We start from the raw sequence: 17,127 nt of genomic DNA on the forward strand, positions 1-17,127 counted from the left end.
TGCGGGTTAATATATGGGATGACTCAGGAACAATGGACTGCGGTTGACGCTTACTTTACCGATCTGCTTGTGCCGCCCGATCCCGCACTGGATGCGGCTCTCCAGACTAGCGCTGCGGCCGGACTGCCACCGCACAACGTTTCACCGAACCAAGGCAAGCTGCTACTGCTGTTGGCACAAATCCAAGGAGCGCAAAGCATCCTGGAGATTGGCACTCTGGGCGGTTACAGTACTATGTGGCTGGCGCGAGCGCTACCCAGCAACGGTCGTCTGATCACCCTAGAGGCTGACCCAAAGCACGCCGAAGTCGCGCGTGCCAACATTGCCCACGCTGGTCTGTCCGATATTGTTGACCTGCGCCTCGGACAAGCACTCTCTACGCTGCCACAGATTGCCGCCGAGGGTCACAGTCCATTTGACCTGATTTTCATTGATGCCGACAAGCCAAACAATCCAGATTACCTCACATGGGCGCTGAAGCTTTCGCGTCGCGGCAGCTTGATCATCGCCGATAATGTCGTGCGTAACGGAGCGGTGGCTGATCAAAGCAGCAGCGATCCTAGCGTCCAGGGGGTGCGCCGCTTGAACGAACTGCTTGCCTCAGAGCCGCGCATCAGCGCCACGGCAATCCAGACCGTGGGCAGCAAAGGATACGACGGCTTTGCGATCGCGATCGTCACTGCTGACTAATAGGGTATTGAGCCGAGATCCGTAAACCAAAAATAGCAAAAGATTGTTATTTCCTTAATCTTGGGAACGATTTTGAGGGAACAGGTAAGCGATCGCAACGTAACCCAAAATACTGACTAAACTGACCAAAAAAGCAGCCAGAACAATAGTAGACATACATAATTCTACCCCAATGCCAAATTAACGTTATATTCTATACAATTTCAAAATCTCGACACCCATCAAAAAATAAGATTTTAGATTAATCCGCTAAGGCTTTGGCTTGCTCCTCCCTAACCCTTCTTAAAAGGAGGGAATTAGAGCCAGCCTTTTTAAGGGAGTTTGGGGGATCTTCCTGGGCAAAATATCACCAACACCAAGCGGATTGAATTTTGGATACTTTCAAACTAACAATTGCGTATGACACAGTAGTGACTACCTTGTGTCAATCCCTTGTATCTCAAGCATTTTGACTAAACTTAAGCCAAAGGCAGAAAAAACCGAAACGTACTGCCAATTCCCAACTCGCTTTCTACCTGAATCTGACCGCCTTGTAGTTCAATTAAACGACGGGAAATGGTTAAGCCAATGCCAGTGCCTCCCGAATGGCGATCGCGCGATTGGTCAGCTCGCCAGAAGCGCTCAAATACATGGGGCAAATTTTCTGGAACGATACCAATACCTGTATCGATAACCGCAATCCAGAGTTGAGATCCTTGAGTCCCAGCCCGAATCGTAATTAAACCTTCATTAGTATAATGCACTGCATTACCTAGCAGATTAACCAACACCTGTTCTGTGCGGTCAATATCCGCCAATACAGGAGGTAGCACAGATGCACATTCCAAAAGCAGAACTGGCCCATCCTCTAACAGCTGGTCACTAAATTTCTCCACTAATGACTCTAACAATGGACGCAGATTTACCCGTTGTATATTAATTGGCAAATAACCAGCTTCTGCCTTAGAGAGTTCTTGTAAATCGTTTACCAAGCGCTCTAAACGCTTAGTTTCTCTAGCTAAACGCCGATAAATCTCAGGAGACGCTTCAATTTCCCCATCAGCCAGTTCTTCCAAGTAACCACGGACAACTGTTAACGGTGTCCGTAGTTCATGGGTCATGTCTCCAATCACTTCTCGCCGCCGCACTTCCACCCCTTCTAAACTGGCTGCCATCCGGTTGAAACTAGCACCAAGCCCATTAAGTTCTGGAATGTCAGACATCGGTAGTCGTGCATCCATCTGACCAGCAGCAAATTTTTGGGTAATTTGTTCCATTTCTGTCAATCGCTGCATAATCCGTCTAGACACCCAGTAACTTAATCCTCCAGCAGCGGTAGTCCCGACTAAGACTGACCAAATTGTGCTTCGTTGCCAAGCCAGTTCAAATCCTGTAACCAATTCAGTCCGAACATCGATTAAGTCGAACCCCTGATTTTCTAATCGTTCTAAATGCAAGACAAACAAGCGGGGGGAAGAGATTTTGCTGATACTCACCAAACTAGCTACTCCCACGATCATTACTACTAAGTGGGAGAAAAATAGCCGCCCTCTCAGCCCCATCTTCATAATATTTACGCTACCAGGGGATCTTCAAATTTATAGCCTACCCCAACAACAGTTTTAATAAAAGTGGGAGTTGCCGGATCAGGCTCAATCTTTTTTCGTAACCGAGCTACATGAGTATCCACCACTCGTTCATCGCCAAAAAAGTTATCTCCCCAAAGTTTATCAATTAGTTGAGTGCGGTTCCAAACTCTACCAGGATTGCTGACAAAGGTAGTTAGCAAGTTAAATTCTAAGGTAGTTAAGTCCAAAATTTCCAACTCCTGAGAATTTATCTGACGACTGGCAGTGCGCTGGTCTACATCTACAATAAAGTGTTGGGTACGATTGACTTGATGTTGTCCCCCTTGGCGGAGGCTACGCCGCAATAGTGCCCGCACCCTAGCTACCAACTCTCTAGGGCTAAAGGGTTTTATCATATAATCATCAGCACCAGTAGACAGACCAATGACGCGATCAATTTCCTCACCCTTAGCCGTGAGCATCAAAATGTAAGGATCTTTTGCACCTGGTTTCTGGCGAATTCTGGCACAAACTTCCAACCCATCTAAACCAGGAATCATTAAATCTAGAATGATTAAATCAGGTGGTTGCTCCTGAAACATCCGTAAAGCATTCATGCCATCGCGGCTAATCCGACAAAAAAATCCTTCTTTTTCTAAAGATAGTTCGATTAAATGAGCAATTTCTGGTTCATCTTCAACTATTAAAATATCCATTTCAATATACGGTTGAGCAAAATAGGCAGATGGGATTGGGGATTGGGGATTGGGGACTGGGGAAGGTGGGACCCTTGAAGGGGATAAGGGGTAATGGGGATTAGAGATTGGGGATTAGGTAATCAGCTTAAAAATGATGTTCGGGGCTATTACCCACAGCAAATTTTGGAATGTTTTCCCAGTCCCCAGTCCCCAGTCCCTCTTAATAGAGCGGCGTTCCCACCGCAAAGCATCAAGGTATAGCGCGGGACTCCTCGCCGCGACCAAGTTGAAATAGGATATTAAAGGTTTGAATTTGACGGCGTGCGATAACTATAGCCAAGATTAGAATCTTTTTGAATGTGTGCTTTAATACTTTCGAGGTCAATGAAGCAGTCAGCAACATCAATCAAGCTTTCACTAGTGGTCGTTTGCAGGCTGACCACTTCCACCCGAACCCCCATTCTGCTGACAGCGTTCACAGCATATGCTAAATCTCCATCCCCACTGACTAAAACCGCAGTATCATAGTAAGGAGCTAAAGTTATCATGTCTACAGCAATTTCTACGTTCAAATTTGATTTCTTTAAATTCTCTGCTGGCACAATGAGTTCTTTTGCCACTACACGATAGCCATTACGACGCATCCACAATAGAAAACCCTGCTGCTTTTCATTGTTAATATCAACCCCAGTATAAAAGAAAGCACGCAACAGTCTTGAACCTTTGGTTAAACGACAAAGCAATTTAACGTAGTCAATTTCTATGCCAAGTTGTAAAGCTGTATGAAATAGACTTAAGCCATCAATAAAAATTGCAACTCGACCACGATTCAAGTTATTGATAATCAAACTATCAGGTGCAGGATCTTGCATCTTGGTATCTTTACTTTTGACAATAGTATCGCTTAAATTTTGTCCTTGCCAATGTGGTTTAGCTTTGAGTACTTTAGTTTCCTTAAATTCATTTGTTTGTTTACTAAAATTAGTTATAATCATTGATACCTCTGATTTTAAAGCTGGAAAGAGTTTTGAGTAAATTGTCTATAGTATAGTTTGTGCTGATTTATAACCTTAGCAGGTAATGATCTTAAGTCACTACATGCAGATAGACTTAACCGACGCTAAACGGAATCAAAAGTACATAGCCCAACGGTTTTTCACTGTGCTAAGGGTTGGTTTGACGAAACATTGCATCTGCCCACAGATATGTTAATCTTTACCCACCCAGACAGCAAGAGTTTGGAGAAAATAAATCTTCCTGTAAGGGTAGGGCAAGAATCCGCGAACGTCATCTATCTATTTTATTTTACCGCAAGCTAAGGAAGCTCGAATACTGACAAGAGCTAGAAGCATTAATAATGTAATATGCGACGCCTGCGGCGGGCTACGCCAACGCCCCTCAAAAGGTAAGTTTACTTAAAATATTTAGGTAATCTTTAATGCAATTATGATAACAGTTTATCTTAATCAGGAAGTGGTCAACGGTCAATAGTCAGAAAACACTGACTAAAATACAAGATTCCCGACTTCGTTAACTAAGTCGGGAATCTGAGTCTTAGCCTTTAGCTAACTTATTATGGGATGTGTAGTAAACTTTACTACCAGTATCAGGGACAAAATGGCAGCTGATACATGAATTCCATAATGACTTCCAAATTGGTTCTTCCGATTTGTGGAAATACTCACCCATCACTGGTTTTATTGCCTCAGTTGCCTTCAGCAAATTGTAGTGAGGGATGTTAAGGAATATATGGTGAGCAACATGAGTACCGATATCATGATGGATATGATTGATCAAACCATAATTACGGTCAATGCTAGAAATCGCACCTTTCAAAAAAGTCCAATCTTCTCCACGATACCAGGGAAGGTCTGGCTCAGTATGGTGCAAGAATGTTACTAAATCTAGCCAAATTATGAACACAAGGTAGGGCACAGCGTAATATTTTAGCAACCACATCCAACCCCATTGGTAGGTCAGAAAACCCAACAAACCTACCATGCCAATCAAAAGTACAGTACTGGTAATAACATCCAATTTTTCTGATGGTTTGAAAAGCGAACTGCTGGGCAAAAAGTGGGAGCCTTCCTTATTAGGAGAACGTTTAAACAGATACACAGGATAAGCCAATAGAAAAACATAATATCGACCTATCTTTTGTGCTAAAGGCATCTCCTTGTATTCTGATTCCGTCACAGGATACCAGCTTTCATCGTTATCGATATTGCCAGTATTTTTGTGATGGGTTCTGTGGCTAATCCGCCAACCATGATAAGGAACAAGTATTGGTGTGTGAGAAAGATGTCCAATCAAATCATTGAGCCATTTATGCTTAGAAAAAGATTGGTGTCCGCAGTCATGTCCGACTACAAACAAAGCCCAAAACATCGTTCCTTGCATTAACCAAAAAATTGGGAAGAAAAGCCAAGAATCCAGGTAATGAGCAACTGCATAAAGCAGACCGATAATCAAGATATCACGAAAGAAGTAAAAAAGTGATTTTATCACATTGGGTTGAAAGCATTCAGCAGGAATTGCAGCTTTTAAATTCTGAAGAGTGAAAGGTAATTTAGTCGTATCCTCAGATATTTCGCAGGCAGGAGGAATGTTGAACGTGGTGATATTTGATTGCACTGGATTCTTTTGATTGGATAGAAATTGGAACTTTATTTGAGAGAAGATAATCTCACTTCTAGGATGCCCACGAAACTAGCGATCGCTAACACACAAGAGGATCAATTCTGGCAATTTACCTAAAATTTTAGTCAGTAAAAAATTGCCAGATTCTATTTAAACACAGCATAATAAACGCTCTTGCACTAACAAGAGCGTAAGTGTAATCACAGCGCTATTTATCGCTCTGTATAATATTCGTTGAAAGTCTTATAGCCAACATCAGTTGTGTACAGTTGACACTGGTCTGTGATCTGCTTCATTAAAGGCCAAGAAAACTGACATTCATCATGCAGATAAGTCCCCCAATTTTCTTTGATGCTGCTGTAAGCTAGCCGCAAATTATAAGAAGGAATCGCAGTGGAAATATGATGAGGGACATGAACATTGATATCATGGCACAGAATTTCTATCCAACGCGGATAATCACAATGGATAGTGCCAAATAGCTGTGCTAAACCCTCGTTCCACTTGTTCGCTGTTACAAAAGGAACATCTGCGGCAGTATGGTGAACAATAGTAAAAGTACTCATCCAAAAATGGTAAATCATCCAGGGCACTAGCCAAAATTTGACAAATCCCCAGATACCAGTTGTGGCGATGAGAATCGGGAAAGCGATCGCTGCAAACACAATTACTACAGCCACAGAAAGCTTGATACTTGATTGGTCTTTAGTTTTGAAGTTCCGCCAATCAAAATGCACAACTGCCCAATGTCCAATGGAACCTACCCACCAGAAGCGTTTACGCATGAACAGTTCAAAAGCAGACTGCCGAGTTTTATCCCAATTTTCAAACACTTCTGGTCTGATTGGATGCCAAGCGTTGTCCTCATCCAGCTTGTTGGTATGAGTATGGTGATAATTATGCTTAATCCGCCAACTGTGAAAGGGGTAAATTAACGGCATCATGAAGAAATGCCCCACTAAATCATTAACCCAACGGCTTTTGGCAAAAGACCTGTGACCACAATCATGGGCAATTACAAAAAAACCTGTTAAAGCAGTACCCGTAAAAACCCAAGCTAAGGGCAAAAGAAACCAAGGAGTGATAATCAAGCTGTAATAGCCCAAAGCAACTGCCAAGACACTGATTATTACTTGTGTCCAAGCTTTGCGACGGTTCTGTTGAAAACATTCCCGTGGCAGGGTTTTGACAATATCTTTGAGCCTTAGATCAGAATTACCAGGCTCGTCACTTAGTTTCTGGCTGTTAATTATTGATGTAGTCATGAACACCTGAAAAACAACAAACTCCTCCACCAAGTCACTAAAAAAGTGGCTTGCCGCAAAATTTCTTAACATTAGCGCTTCGGATTATAGCAATCTAACCGACACAAGCGCACCAGTAAATAACTTTTTGAAAAGTCAGGAGTTAGAAGTGATGAGTTACGAGTTAAAACGGTACACATCCTAACTAGCTTTTGTTGGAGCCAACTTCACATTAGTAGCTAGACCAACTGCTTGTAGCAATTGAACAGTCATCCAAGTTAAATCGATTTCCCACCATTCCAGTCCATGACGAGCTGAGTATTGAAAGGCATGATGGTTATTATGCCAGCCTTCACCGAAAACTAATACGGCTACCCACCAGCAATTAGTCGATCTATCACCAGAATCATAACTGCGATAGCCAAATTTATGAGTAGCGCTGTTCACCAACCAAGTGCAGTGGTAAACCCAGACAATGCGAACAAAAACTCCCCAAATAACGAAAGGCCAGCCACCCAGAAGCAAAAGTAATACACCTAGAGCAACCTGGATCAAAATGAAATATTTTTCTAAAAACTGATAAACTGGGTCTTCGGCAATGTCTTTGGTGAAACGAGGAACTTGAGCGTGAGCCGGACAATAATGAATCAACCAATCCATGTGGCTCCACCAGAAGCCTTTATTAGAATCATGGGGGTCAGAGTCCGTATCCGAGTTTAAATGATGAATCCGATGTGTCCCTATCCACTCAATTGGGCCTCCTTGACAGGAGAGTGTGCCGAAGAAAACCAGGAGATACTCTAGCCACTTGGGAGTTTGAAAACTGCGGTGGGTAACAAGGCGGTGAAATCCCAGAGTAACGCCTAAACCACCAGTCACCCAGTACAGTAAGAAACCCACACCAACTGCTGTCCAGCTAAAGTTACCAGGAACAAAGGCAAACAAAGCGCCGATGTGCAGTCCAATGAAAAATAGGGTATTGACCCAGTTAATTTGAGGTTTTGTTGAGGTAGCTATTGTCATGCAGTAACCTGAATTTGAATTTTCCAGCCTAGTCTGTGCGATCTAAAAATCCGCATATCTATAATTTTTTTTGAACGAGGAACTGATGAACAGCTTAGAACAGCTGCGGCAAGCAGAACAGGCACTATTAGAAATTTTTTCTGGAATTGACACTCAGGTCAAGCATAATCTAAAACGAGTGCTGGATGCCTTTCGTAATCACCGTGTAGGCACACACCACTTCGCTGGTGTAAGTGGCTATGGTCATGATGATTTAGGACGAGAAACTTTAGATAAAGTTTTTGCCGAAGTTATGGGTTCCGAAGCTGCGGCTGTGCGAGTGCAGTTTGTTTCGGGAACCCATGCGATCGCCTGTGCTTTGTTTGGTGTCCTCCGTCCTGGAGATGAAATGTTAGCAGTGGTCGGTTCTCCCTACGATACGCTTGAAGAAGTTATTGGTTTACGGGGTCAAGGTCAAGGCTCCCTTATTGAGTTTGGCATAAATTACCGCCAATTAGAGCTAACCCCCGAAAATACTATAGATTGGCAAGCAATAAGAACTAATGTGGCTGAAAACACCCGTTTAGTGTTTATTCAGCGTTCTTGTGGCTATTCTTGGCGTCCTAGTTTATCAATTACCGATATTGAAAAAATCGTCCACTTAGTCAAACAGCAAAACCCGAACACCGTTTGCTTTGTGGATAATTGCTACGGCGAATTTATTGAAACCAGGGAACCTATAGCCGTAGGTGCTGATTTAATTGCAGGGTCATTGATTAAAAATCCTGGTGGTACCATTGTCAGCGCTGGCGGTTATGTCGCTGGCCGCGCCGACTTAGTGGAAGCAGCCGCCTGTCGCCTCACTGCTCCCGGTATCGGTAGTTATGGCGGTGCTACTTTTGACCAAAATCGCCTGCTGTTCCAGGGACTATTTCTGGCGCCGCAAATGGTAGGAGAGGCGATGAAAGGGACTTACTTAACTGGTTATGTATTTGACAAACTCGGTTATCCAGTGAATCCTGCACCCCTGGCTCCCCGTGGGGATGTAATTCAGGCAATTAAACTCGGTTCTGCTGAAAAGCTAATTGCCTTCTGTAAAGCGATACAACAGCATTCTCCTATAGGTTCTTACTTAGACCCTGTTCCAGATGAAATGCCGGGATACGAGAGCCAAGTGGTTATGGCTGGGGGGACATTTATTGAAGGGAGTACCTTGGAATTATCAGCAGATGGGCCAATGCGATCGCCGTATGTGGTTTATTGCCAAGGTGGGACTCATTGGACTCATGTAGCGATCGCCCTGGAGGCTGCGATTAATGCAGTAGCAAGTGCTGATTGAATATCATAGCACATTGTTCCGTAGCGGATGAGGTTCATTGATAAATTAGTGAAAGGCGTACGCATTTGCTATTTCGGCGTACGCATTTGCTATTTCGGCGAACGCATTTGCTATTTCGGCGAACGCATTTGTTATTTCGGGATACGCATTTGCTATTTCGGCGAACGCATTTGTTATTTCGGCGAACGCATTTGTTATTTTGGGGTACGCATTTGCTATTTCGGGGTACGCATTTGTTATTTCGGGGTACGCATTTGTTATTTCGGCGAACGCATTTGTTATTTCGGGGTACGCATTTGTTATTTCGGCGAACGCATTTGTTATTTCGGGGTACGCATTGTTCTTAATTAGGACTTACGCACACTCTACGAATTCTCGGCGCTCTTGGCGTCTTGGCGGTTCGATAAATTAAGCTTTTTGGCAATTTTTGCGTAAGTCCTATTAATCTATCAAACTACCAAATAGGTGCTAGCTGATAGATGTTCAACTGGCAAAAATACCCCCAACCCTCCTTTGCAAAGGAAATTAGGGGGAGCACGCAAAGCACAGTAAAAAAGGGAACAACACTCTTGTTCCCCTGCGAAAGCTCTATATTCCATGCAATTGAAAACGGCTAAAAATTTTTAGCGATCGCAAAATTGTCAGATAACTGCAAATTAGTTTTCGTCTCGCCCGTGAACTTCAGCAGGTGGACTGGTTGCCTCAATAGCAGTGAATGATTCTAAAATTTTATAGGTGTGGCTGGCTCCTTTTGGGACTACCCATGAACTCCCAGGCTCCAGCAAAATCGTTTGCCCTTCAATATGCAATTCTGCACGACCAGTGATTACATAACCAACAGTTTCGTATTCTCGCGCTGCTGGCTCTTTAGCTTCATTCGGTTGTTCATTCTCCCATAGGCGCATGGAAACGGTTTTGCCAGATGCAAGATATTTCTGACCAAGTTGACCTTTTGGGGAATGGGTAGAATCTACTTTGATAACGGTTTTATCAGATGTATCAGACATATTTTTTGCCTCTTTTAGTTTTAAGTTTGATTATTTTACCAGTGCGAGCTGCTTGGTAAATGAGGTGCATTAGCCTGACATTTAACTTGTAGCGATGTAGGCGTTGAAAATATGCAAATCAGAACCACAAATTGCCGTGTAAATAATTTTACAAATTGCATCACGCGAGTTAATAATTTTTGGGTAGGTAGCTGTTTCTACCTACGCATTGTTTGCTCCATGCTAGCAAACTTTTCATAATTATTTAGTCCTTAATTATGATTTCGGCTGGTTAATATTAATAGGACTTACGCAAAAATTGCCAAAAAGCTTAATTTATCGAACCGCCAAGACGCCAAGAGCGCCGAGAATTCGTAAAGTGTGCGTAAGTCCTAATTAAGATAAATACTCGATTTATCCTAATACTGAGACGTAATAATTATCACGTCTCAGTAACTACTCAAATCTTATTCAACAATCTACGAGTCAAAAATTTAGACTCAAAATTTGCTACAAGTCTGGCTTCTCTATCTCAGTTTTTTGTTAGAAGGATTTTGGTAATAACCTTCTTTCTCTCCAGTCAATGGCTCAACTGATTTTTCAACTTTCTTTTCTGTAGACTTAAGAAACTCTTTTGTAGCTCTAGGAGTTTTTTCATCCAAGTTTAGCTTTTCACGGATATTATCAGCAGCGTTTTTTAATGGATTTTGAGAATTTCTTGTTTGGTTCTCGTTTCTAATTTCACCTTGCTCATTTGGGGTTACTTTATAATAAGTACCCTCTGGAGTTTTTACATCAGCTTGTGCTATGTTAGGGTAACTAAAAGCCTGACCCAATAAAAACATAAATCCTACTAGAAAAACTACAAGGATTTGGGAGATCCGAATATTCCGCAGCCATGAAATTACTCGATTCATAAAAAGCCTCAATTACATTATGTTAGGTGGACAATTTAAAAAGCTGAATGACTATTTACCATTCAGGGCTTAAGAACAACTTTGATCTAGTTATTCTTTTTTTAGTGAAAAATCTAGTAGCCGTGGGGTGCTTCGTCTAAAGGCAATTGATGGGTAACAACCAAGGATAGATCAAGTTTTCCATCCTAAGTCATCTACAATCAAAAATATATTATTTTTGATATATTTTTGTCCATGCATTTGTCCCATCCTAAAGGTTAGTCCTTTACTGAATGCTGCACCAAATGGTATTTTATCAACAAAAGCACCATTAACACTCATAATTGAAAAAGTCCCACTTTTACGACAGGCCACCATCATTTCCCGCAGAAGCTGGGGACAGTCGGTTTCCAATCTGAGCTTTTGTTTTGTCTGGTCGTAGAAGTGTTTTAAACCAAGGTCTTCGATGCAAGCATTGGGGCCACGGCCACCTGTCGTCTTTTTCAACGTTTCGCCAGCATTAACTTTTTTGTAGTTAATCACTTCTGCTTTGGCAAACTTTTTCGCCATTTCTAGGCGTTGGGGAAAGCAATCAATAGCGATCGCTTTTTCGGCTGCGATGATGTAGGCACTAATCATCTGGCGTCATTCATTGGGCAAAAACTACTTGCGTCCACTTGTTTGACCTTCGGTGGTGGCAATTTCGCCTGCTTCCATTAGCATCTTGAAGCGGCCCAATTCATCACCAATTTGCTGTTTTGGTTCCTCACCAAAAAGTTTAGCTACGGTAGCTCCCAATGCTCCACCTGGTGGGTTATACTCCAAAACAACCTTTACTTCCGTGCCGCGATCTGATACTTCTTTGAAGCGGACAAAACCAGAATTATCAACATCGGCACCTTCTACAGAAGCCCAAGAAATAAATTCATTTTCCCGGTCTTCAAGAATTTCTGCATCCCATTCTACACTGTTACCCAAGGGCGCATTTGCAACCCAATGAGAACGTTTTTTGTCATTCACCTTGACAGATTTGAGATGCTTCATAAATGTAGGCAAATTCTCAAAGTTGTGCCAATAGCGATAAAGTTCATCTGCTGGTTTATTTATCGTTACCGTCTTTTCAATTCTGATGGGTTGGTTTATACCTATTGCTTCCTGTGCTTGCTGGATTGTGCTTTGTTTAGTTGCACCTTGATAGATTAAACCACCACCAGCTAAAGCCGTCAGTACACCCCGCAATGAACCTTGCTTTAAACCCATCAGCACCATAGCACCGCCACCGAGAAGAGATCCCCAACGCTCTACTTCACTAGCTTCAGACTGGTTTGCACTTGGTTTATCCCCTGAGGTCGAAGTCACTTTTTTATCTCCATTACAGTAAATTAACTACAGAGGTGCAAATACTCTCTTCTTTCTACCTCTGTGTTCTTCTCTAGAAGACGCTATGCGAATCGGCAAGCCCTACGGATTCCTCAGTTGCTTTAGGCTGGGGAACCCGTCCACCGGACTAGCTCACCAGTGTCTACGTTTAATAAAACCTTACATTGACACAGCAGCCCCTGTAGTTGGCTTAGGAGGCTGAACCTGAGCGCTTACCCGCGCCCGATATAGTTCTACCAATTGCTGTTCGTATTTCGATAAATCTTGGTAAATTTCTTTGAAAATAGCAGTTACTGCTGGGTCAGTATACATTGCACACAAATTGCCAATATCGCCAATACCAGTTTGTACATCTCCTAAAGCAGAACGTAACTGATATATGTCATCACTACCTGTCAAGGCAGTTTTCACCTTGGCATACTGATTGGCAATATTTGCCCCTAAAGAGGGTTTTTCACCCAATTGTTGAAGATAGGTTTCCAGCTTTTTAATGTGGCGCTGTTTACTAGCAATGATTTCTTGAAAGACTGATTTTACTTGGCTATCTGATTCCTTTTCCAAGTAGTTCTCAAATGTTTCTAGCGAATAACGTTCACCAGTAAGGGCAGTATTTAAACCTTTGCTGATATCACCTTTAGTTGATCCACCCCAAGCATCAGCCAGCTTCCACCATTCAGCACTTGTGTCTTTTTCATCTGGCAATGCGGCATCTTTGCCACCATAACCCAAACGGCTTAAAATAGCTGTGGTGAAAATTGGCAAGTCTCCGGGTTCACGAGATGTAATCAAATTCCCGTCAACTACCACAGGCTCATCTAGATAATTTGCGCCAGCGTTAATGATGTCCTTGGCAATAGCGCTAAAGCCAGTAACTTGCTTACCTTTGAGCAAGTCGCCTTCAATCAAAACTTGTGGGCCGTGGCAAACCGCAGCTACCAATTTTCCTTGTTGGATAGCTTCTTGTACAAAGCGGACTGTGTTAGGGTTGCGCCGCATTTTATCGGGAGCCACCCCACCAGGAATCACGACTGCATCGTATTCGGCTGCGATCGCTTCTGTGGTAGTACCATCAGCTTGGATGCTAAGTTTGCCCTGTTTACCTTTATATTTTTCATTCATTCGGGAACCGAGGACTACTACCTCTATTCCTGCTTGTTTTAGTCCATTATAAGGAACTGTAAATTCTGCATCCTCTACTGCCTGTTCAATGAGGATGGCAACTTTTTTATTAGCGGAATAATTGTTATGGTCAGTCATAGATGGTATTACCTAAACTTAAAGTTTTGTTTTTGCTAATTAATAAAAAATAGTTATGAGTGAGAAGTTGGCTACTGATTAATTTCCCTTTGATAACCCCTAACTCATAACTAAAAAGTTCAACTACAAGTTGCTTAACCATGATTTCATATTTCCAATCCTATGGTGCGATCGCTCGTTTAGCTTCGTTCCAAGGGGATAGATTATTTTATTTCTAAAGCTATACATCTCTAGTAAGACAAATTATTGACAGAAAAGCGTTATTGTGAGAAGGCAGAAAATGGCTAGCATCATGGCAGAAAAAAATCATAACGACGAAATTAAAACCAATGATTTGCCGCAGGAGATTACCGAATCCTACGGCACTGGCGTGAAAGAGTTGCCGGGATACAATATTGGCGGGCGCTCCATACAGGACGAAAGGCGCGAATATACAGAAACTAGTCCTGAACTTACTGGTGGCGATGTTGATGCTTATTGGCAAGATGCAGATGCAGTTGGGGATGAAGCTGTTGGTGGTAGTACTTCCACTCCTGATAAAAATGTAACTGAGGAGCTAGAAGCAGCAGTGGGGCTAGAAATGGCTGATTCTGAGTTTTTGCATACCAACGATATTTTAGAAGATCGTGACGGCGATCGCTGGGAGTTAGATCCAAAGTCTTCTGAAGATTATCAAGATCGGCGAGAATAAGCTCAATAAAAGCAGAAGCCGTATTCCTACTGTATATTCAAAAATTGGATGTCGCTGAATTGGACAGTGCTTTTACAAGCACTGTCACATTAAAACTAACATCTATCTACCGACATACCTCGTGAGAATCTCTCAATTTTGTAGTATTGCAATTGTCAACTATTCACCTTGCCTAAGACAAGCATTATTTTGGCTCTTCTAGGGTATTTATCTAGCTACAATGCTTTTAACGCAGGACTACAGCCCGATTTATGTTCTCTTTATAATTGTTATTCTTTATGATTCCAAGACATCTGTCTTCAGTAGGTTAAAAGTGCAGATGTACATTTGATAACTTTGTTATTAACACTGATGAATTACAATTGGAGTTAATAATGACATCTACCCAAACAGGCGATCCAACTATTCGTGAGCATGTTCAAGCTTGGCAACAGTTGGGTGTGGATCAACAACTGGCTTTGTTTTGGTTTATTTACAAAGAAATGGGTGGCTCAATTACGCCAGCTGCGCCTGGTGCTAGCACTGCTTCCCCAGAAATTGCTGAAGGTTTGTTTAATCAAGTTAAGGAATTATCTCACGAGCAACAATTACAAGTTCAGCGTGACTTGATTAATAAAGTGGATACCGAAATTTCTCGTCAATATGGCTCTTTGGGTGATACCACTAAGCTACTATTTTGGTATCGATTATCTCAAGGTATGGATGATGGTACTATCATTCCTGTACCTTCTGATTATGAACTTCCCCCAGAATCTAAACCATTGTTTGGCAAAATTCAAGTATTAGAGTTTGAGCAACAGATTACTCTTTTCCGTGATTATGTTTCGCCACTGGGTGCCGAAGCAGCAAAGGCTGGAATTTAGAACTTTTGAACTTTTTAGGCTACTTGAGGCTACTTTTTTAGTCTCCCGATGACGATGTTTTATCTGTCTTTTGATTGATTTAAATCTGCTTGCCTTATACCTTCTGAGAAAGCAACAGAAGTATTAGATTTAGTTTACACACTGAACATTGAGGATTTAATGACTTTCTTCAAAGAGGTGCTGTGACAGTTTTGAGTTAGTAACCAGAGGTGGGGCTATGCCTCACCTTTATTTTTTCAAGCTAGGAAACACTTGCATTTTTAAGTTGATTGTTATGGTATATTCTCTCAAACAGAGGAAAAACGTAGATTAGAACTTTAACAGATTTTTATTAACTGATATTACTGGTGCTTTTGATGAACCACTGAATATCTCAAACTTAGCAAAAGCGATCGCCTCACTTGGTGGTAAATATACAACAATCTATAAGTCACTTTAGATAGAGATATAGCTGTGGGGAAATCGTACCTTCAAAAAAGGTGATATCTTCAATACCAAACTGAATATTCCCCCAGGTTATCTTTTTCATTTAGGACTTATTGACCGCATCAATTATGTAAAAACTTTTCATTTGCCCGCTTCACTTTTGCAATCCAATTCTTATAGATATTCAAAATTTCAGAGTAGGGAACCGTGGTTTCAGAAAGGAGTTGCAAGAATGAGGGTGAGAAGTATTTAGGAAATAGTTGATGCAAAATTTGAGCAGATCGCAATATGATGAAAAACTCTAAAAATAACAGTTTACCGGATAATGGAAAGGCATTATCACTTAGCTCGACTAAGGCATGAGCATCTGGCTTTCGACGTAGAGAAAATTGCGCGATCACTTTTGTAATATCATCAGAATATTCATTCAATAACTTATCAAAGAAAGCTACATCCTCAAAGGAAGCATTGCAACCTTGACCCAGCGAAGGAGAGGTGGCGTGAGCTGCATCACCAATCAGTAGCACACTATCACCATGATGATAACGATTACAACGAATTGTTATAATGCTTGAGATGGGTCGATTTAAAAATGCTTCGGCTTCCGATTCTGGTAAAATCTGAGCAATTTCTGGAAACTGATCGTTAAAGAATTGGGATACTTCCTCTGTAGTAGAAAAATTTGCAATCAGGTTATTCTCTTTGGGAAAGCTAATGGTTCCGCTTAACGAACCGTCTGTACGATGCACCAGTATGGCTGCGATTCCGTCACCCCCTCTCCAAGTATGAATGTAGCCTTGTTTGAGGGATGTTACATTCGCAGGTAAAAAGATAGATTTATAAGCTGAGGGAACATATTTCTGCTCCACCTCAAATTCATCAGTTGAGAGAAATTGCTCTCTCACTTGCGATCGCGCTCCATCTGCACCAATTAATAAGTCATAATTAACGGTGACATTTGTTGGATCATCTGTATTGCCAACGTTTGAAAATATTACTGTTTTTGTCTCAAAATCAACTACATTGCATTGATTGTCAAAATAAATCTTCAGGCGATCGCTATTATATTTTGCGATCAGCGTTTCCAATAACATGATAATTAGTTGGATCCGATCAAGAATATAAATAGGTTTACTTCGAGGTATTAATTGCGTTTTTCCATTTTTCTGATGATTTAAAGAGCCAGTACTCTCAATACTTACAGATTTGAGGATTTCTAAAAGTCCTTTAATATTGCTGAGTGCAGTAATTCCTCGCTGATTAATAACAAGCGGAAATGTTCTAGATTTTGACAGGGGAATTGAGCGCGGATCGTTACGTCGTTCATAAATTTCCACCTGATAGTCCTGATTACGTTGCAACAAATAGTGAGCCAGAAGAACTCCACTCGGCCCAGCACCTACGATTACAACTTTCTTAGCCATTCTCAATCCTCGTTTACTAAACTGTTGATAGAAAAATCAGGCTA

General features: G+C 41.8%; 16 protein-coding genes and 1 pseudogene. 4 read left to right on the forward strand and 13 right to left on the reverse strand.

All coding sequences use genetic code 11. The annotated features are described in order from the left end of the window. Nucleotides 1-18: 18 nt before the first annotated feature. Nucleotides 19-690, forward strand: coding sequence for an O-methyltransferase (locus V7K35_RS22625; RefSeq protein ID WP_335081802.1), 672 nt, complete (start codon nucleotides 19-21; stop codon nucleotides 688-690). Between the two features lie 458 nt (nucleotides 691-1,148). Here V7K35_RS22625 and V7K35_RS22630 read toward each other — a convergent pair whose 3' ends face one another. The 6 genes from V7K35_RS22630 to V7K35_RS22655 form a co-directional block, all read right to left on the reverse strand. Next, a complete protein-coding gene (locus V7K35_RS22630) occupies nucleotides 1,149-2,237 on the reverse strand; it encodes a sensor histidine kinase (protein WP_273767760.1) in 1,089 nt (362 codons plus the stop codon). Between the two features lie 5 nt (nucleotides 2,238-2,242). After that, nucleotides 2,243-2,953, reverse strand: a complete 711-nt coding sequence (locus V7K35_RS22635; protein ID WP_334722529.1) for a response regulator transcription factor — start codon at nucleotides 2,951-2,953, stop codon at nucleotides 2,243-2,245. A gap of 281 nt (nucleotides 2,954-3,234) precedes the next feature. Then, on the reverse strand, nucleotides 3,235-3,930 hold the full coding sequence (locus V7K35_RS22640; RefSeq protein ID WP_335081805.1) for a LabA-like NYN domain-containing protein: 696 nt from the start codon (nucleotides 3,928-3,930) through the stop codon (nucleotides 3,235-3,237). Between the two features lie 559 nt (nucleotides 3,931-4,489). Beyond that, entirely contained in the window at nucleotides 4,490-5,569 is a 1,080-nt protein-coding gene (locus V7K35_RS22645; protein WP_335081807.1) for a fatty acid desaturase, read from the reverse strand. A 218-nt stretch (nucleotides 5,570-5,787) separates the two neighbouring features. Further along, complete coding sequence (locus V7K35_RS22650) at nucleotides 5,788-6,840, reverse strand: fatty acid desaturase (RefSeq protein WP_335082032.1); 1,053 nt, start codon at nucleotides 6,838-6,840, stop codon at nucleotides 5,788-5,790. Nucleotides 6,841-7,020: 180 nt separating this feature from the next. After that, nucleotides 7,021-7,842, reverse strand: a complete 822-nt coding sequence (locus V7K35_RS22655) for an acyl-CoA desaturase (RefSeq protein WP_335081810.1) — start codon at nucleotides 7,840-7,842, stop codon at nucleotides 7,021-7,023. Nucleotides 7,843-7,927: 85 nt separating this feature from the next. On the opposite strand from V7K35_RS22655, the gene V7K35_RS22660 reads away from it, so the two are divergent. Beyond that, nucleotides 7,928-9,160: a methionine gamma-lyase family protein gene (locus V7K35_RS22660; protein WP_335081813.1), complete on the forward strand. Its 1,233-nt coding sequence runs from the start codon at nucleotides 7,928-7,930 to the stop codon at nucleotides 9,158-9,160. A 656-nt stretch (nucleotides 9,161-9,816) separates the two neighbouring features. Here V7K35_RS22660 and V7K35_RS22665 read toward each other — a convergent pair. The 6 genes and pseudogenes from V7K35_RS22665 to V7K35_RS22685 all read right to left on the reverse strand — a co-directional run bounded on the left by V7K35_RS22665 (nucleotide 9,817) and on the right by V7K35_RS22685 (nucleotide 13,679). Then, nucleotides 9,817-10,167 carry a cupin domain-containing protein gene (locus tag V7K35_RS22665; RefSeq protein ID WP_334795198.1) on the reverse strand — a complete coding sequence of 117 codons (351 nt, stop codon included), beginning with the start codon at nucleotides 10,165-10,167 and terminating at the stop codon, nucleotides 9,817-9,819. Between the two features lie 87 nt (nucleotides 10,168-10,254). Further along, nucleotides 10,255-10,368 (reverse strand): annotated as a pseudogene (locus V7K35_RS29805) (alcohol dehydrogenase catalytic domain-containing protein); the annotation flags it as partial. A 305-nt stretch (nucleotides 10,369-10,673) separates the two neighbouring features. Beyond that, nucleotides 10,674-10,991, reverse strand: coding sequence for a hypothetical protein (locus tag V7K35_RS22670; protein WP_335081816.1), 318 nt, complete (start codon nucleotides 10,989-10,991; stop codon nucleotides 10,674-10,676). 243 nt (nucleotides 10,992-11,234) lie between these two features. Next, complete coding sequence (locus V7K35_RS22675) at nucleotides 11,235-11,681, reverse strand: hypothetical protein (protein ID WP_335081817.1); 447 nt, start codon at nucleotides 11,679-11,681, stop codon at nucleotides 11,235-11,237. A 24-nt stretch (nucleotides 11,682-11,705) separates the two neighbouring features. Next, nucleotides 11,706-12,401: an SRPBCC family protein gene (locus V7K35_RS22680; RefSeq protein WP_335081819.1), complete on the reverse strand. Its 696-nt coding sequence runs from the start codon at nucleotides 12,399-12,401 to the stop codon at nucleotides 11,706-11,708. A gap of 180 nt (nucleotides 12,402-12,581) precedes the next feature. Continuing rightward, complete coding sequence (locus V7K35_RS22685; RefSeq protein WP_335081821.1) at nucleotides 12,582-13,679, reverse strand: DJ-1/PfpI/YhbO family deglycase/protease; 1,098 nt, start codon at nucleotides 13,677-13,679, stop codon at nucleotides 12,582-12,584. 292 nt (nucleotides 13,680-13,971) lie between these two features. On the opposite strand from V7K35_RS22685, the gene V7K35_RS22690 reads away from it, so the two are divergent. Both V7K35_RS22690 and V7K35_RS22695 read left to right on the forward strand, forming a co-directional pair. Then, nucleotides 13,972-14,370 (forward strand): DUF6335 family protein, encoded by a 399-nt coding sequence (locus tag V7K35_RS22690; protein WP_335082034.1) that lies wholly within the window; start codon nucleotides 13,972-13,974, stop codon nucleotides 14,368-14,370. Nucleotides 14,371-14,744: 374 nt separating this feature from the next. Next, the gene (locus V7K35_RS22695; RefSeq protein ID WP_335081823.1) at nucleotides 14,745-15,233 is read left to right on the forward strand and encodes an orange carotenoid protein N-terminal domain-containing protein; all 489 of its coding nucleotides are present in this window, start codon (nucleotides 14,745-14,747) and stop codon (nucleotides 15,231-15,233) included. Nucleotides 15,234-15,781: 548 nt separating this feature from the next. Here V7K35_RS22695 and V7K35_RS22700 read toward each other — a convergent pair. Next, a complete protein-coding gene (locus V7K35_RS22700; RefSeq protein WP_335081826.1) occupies nucleotides 15,782-17,083 on the reverse strand; it encodes an FAD-dependent oxidoreductase in 1,302 nt (433 codons plus the stop codon). Nucleotides 17,084-17,127: the final 44 nt, after the last annotated feature.

This window comes from Nostoc sp. (assembly GCF_036917275.1).
Lineage (GTDB): Bacteria > Cyanobacteriota > Cyanobacteriia > Cyanobacteriales > Nostocaceae > Nostoc.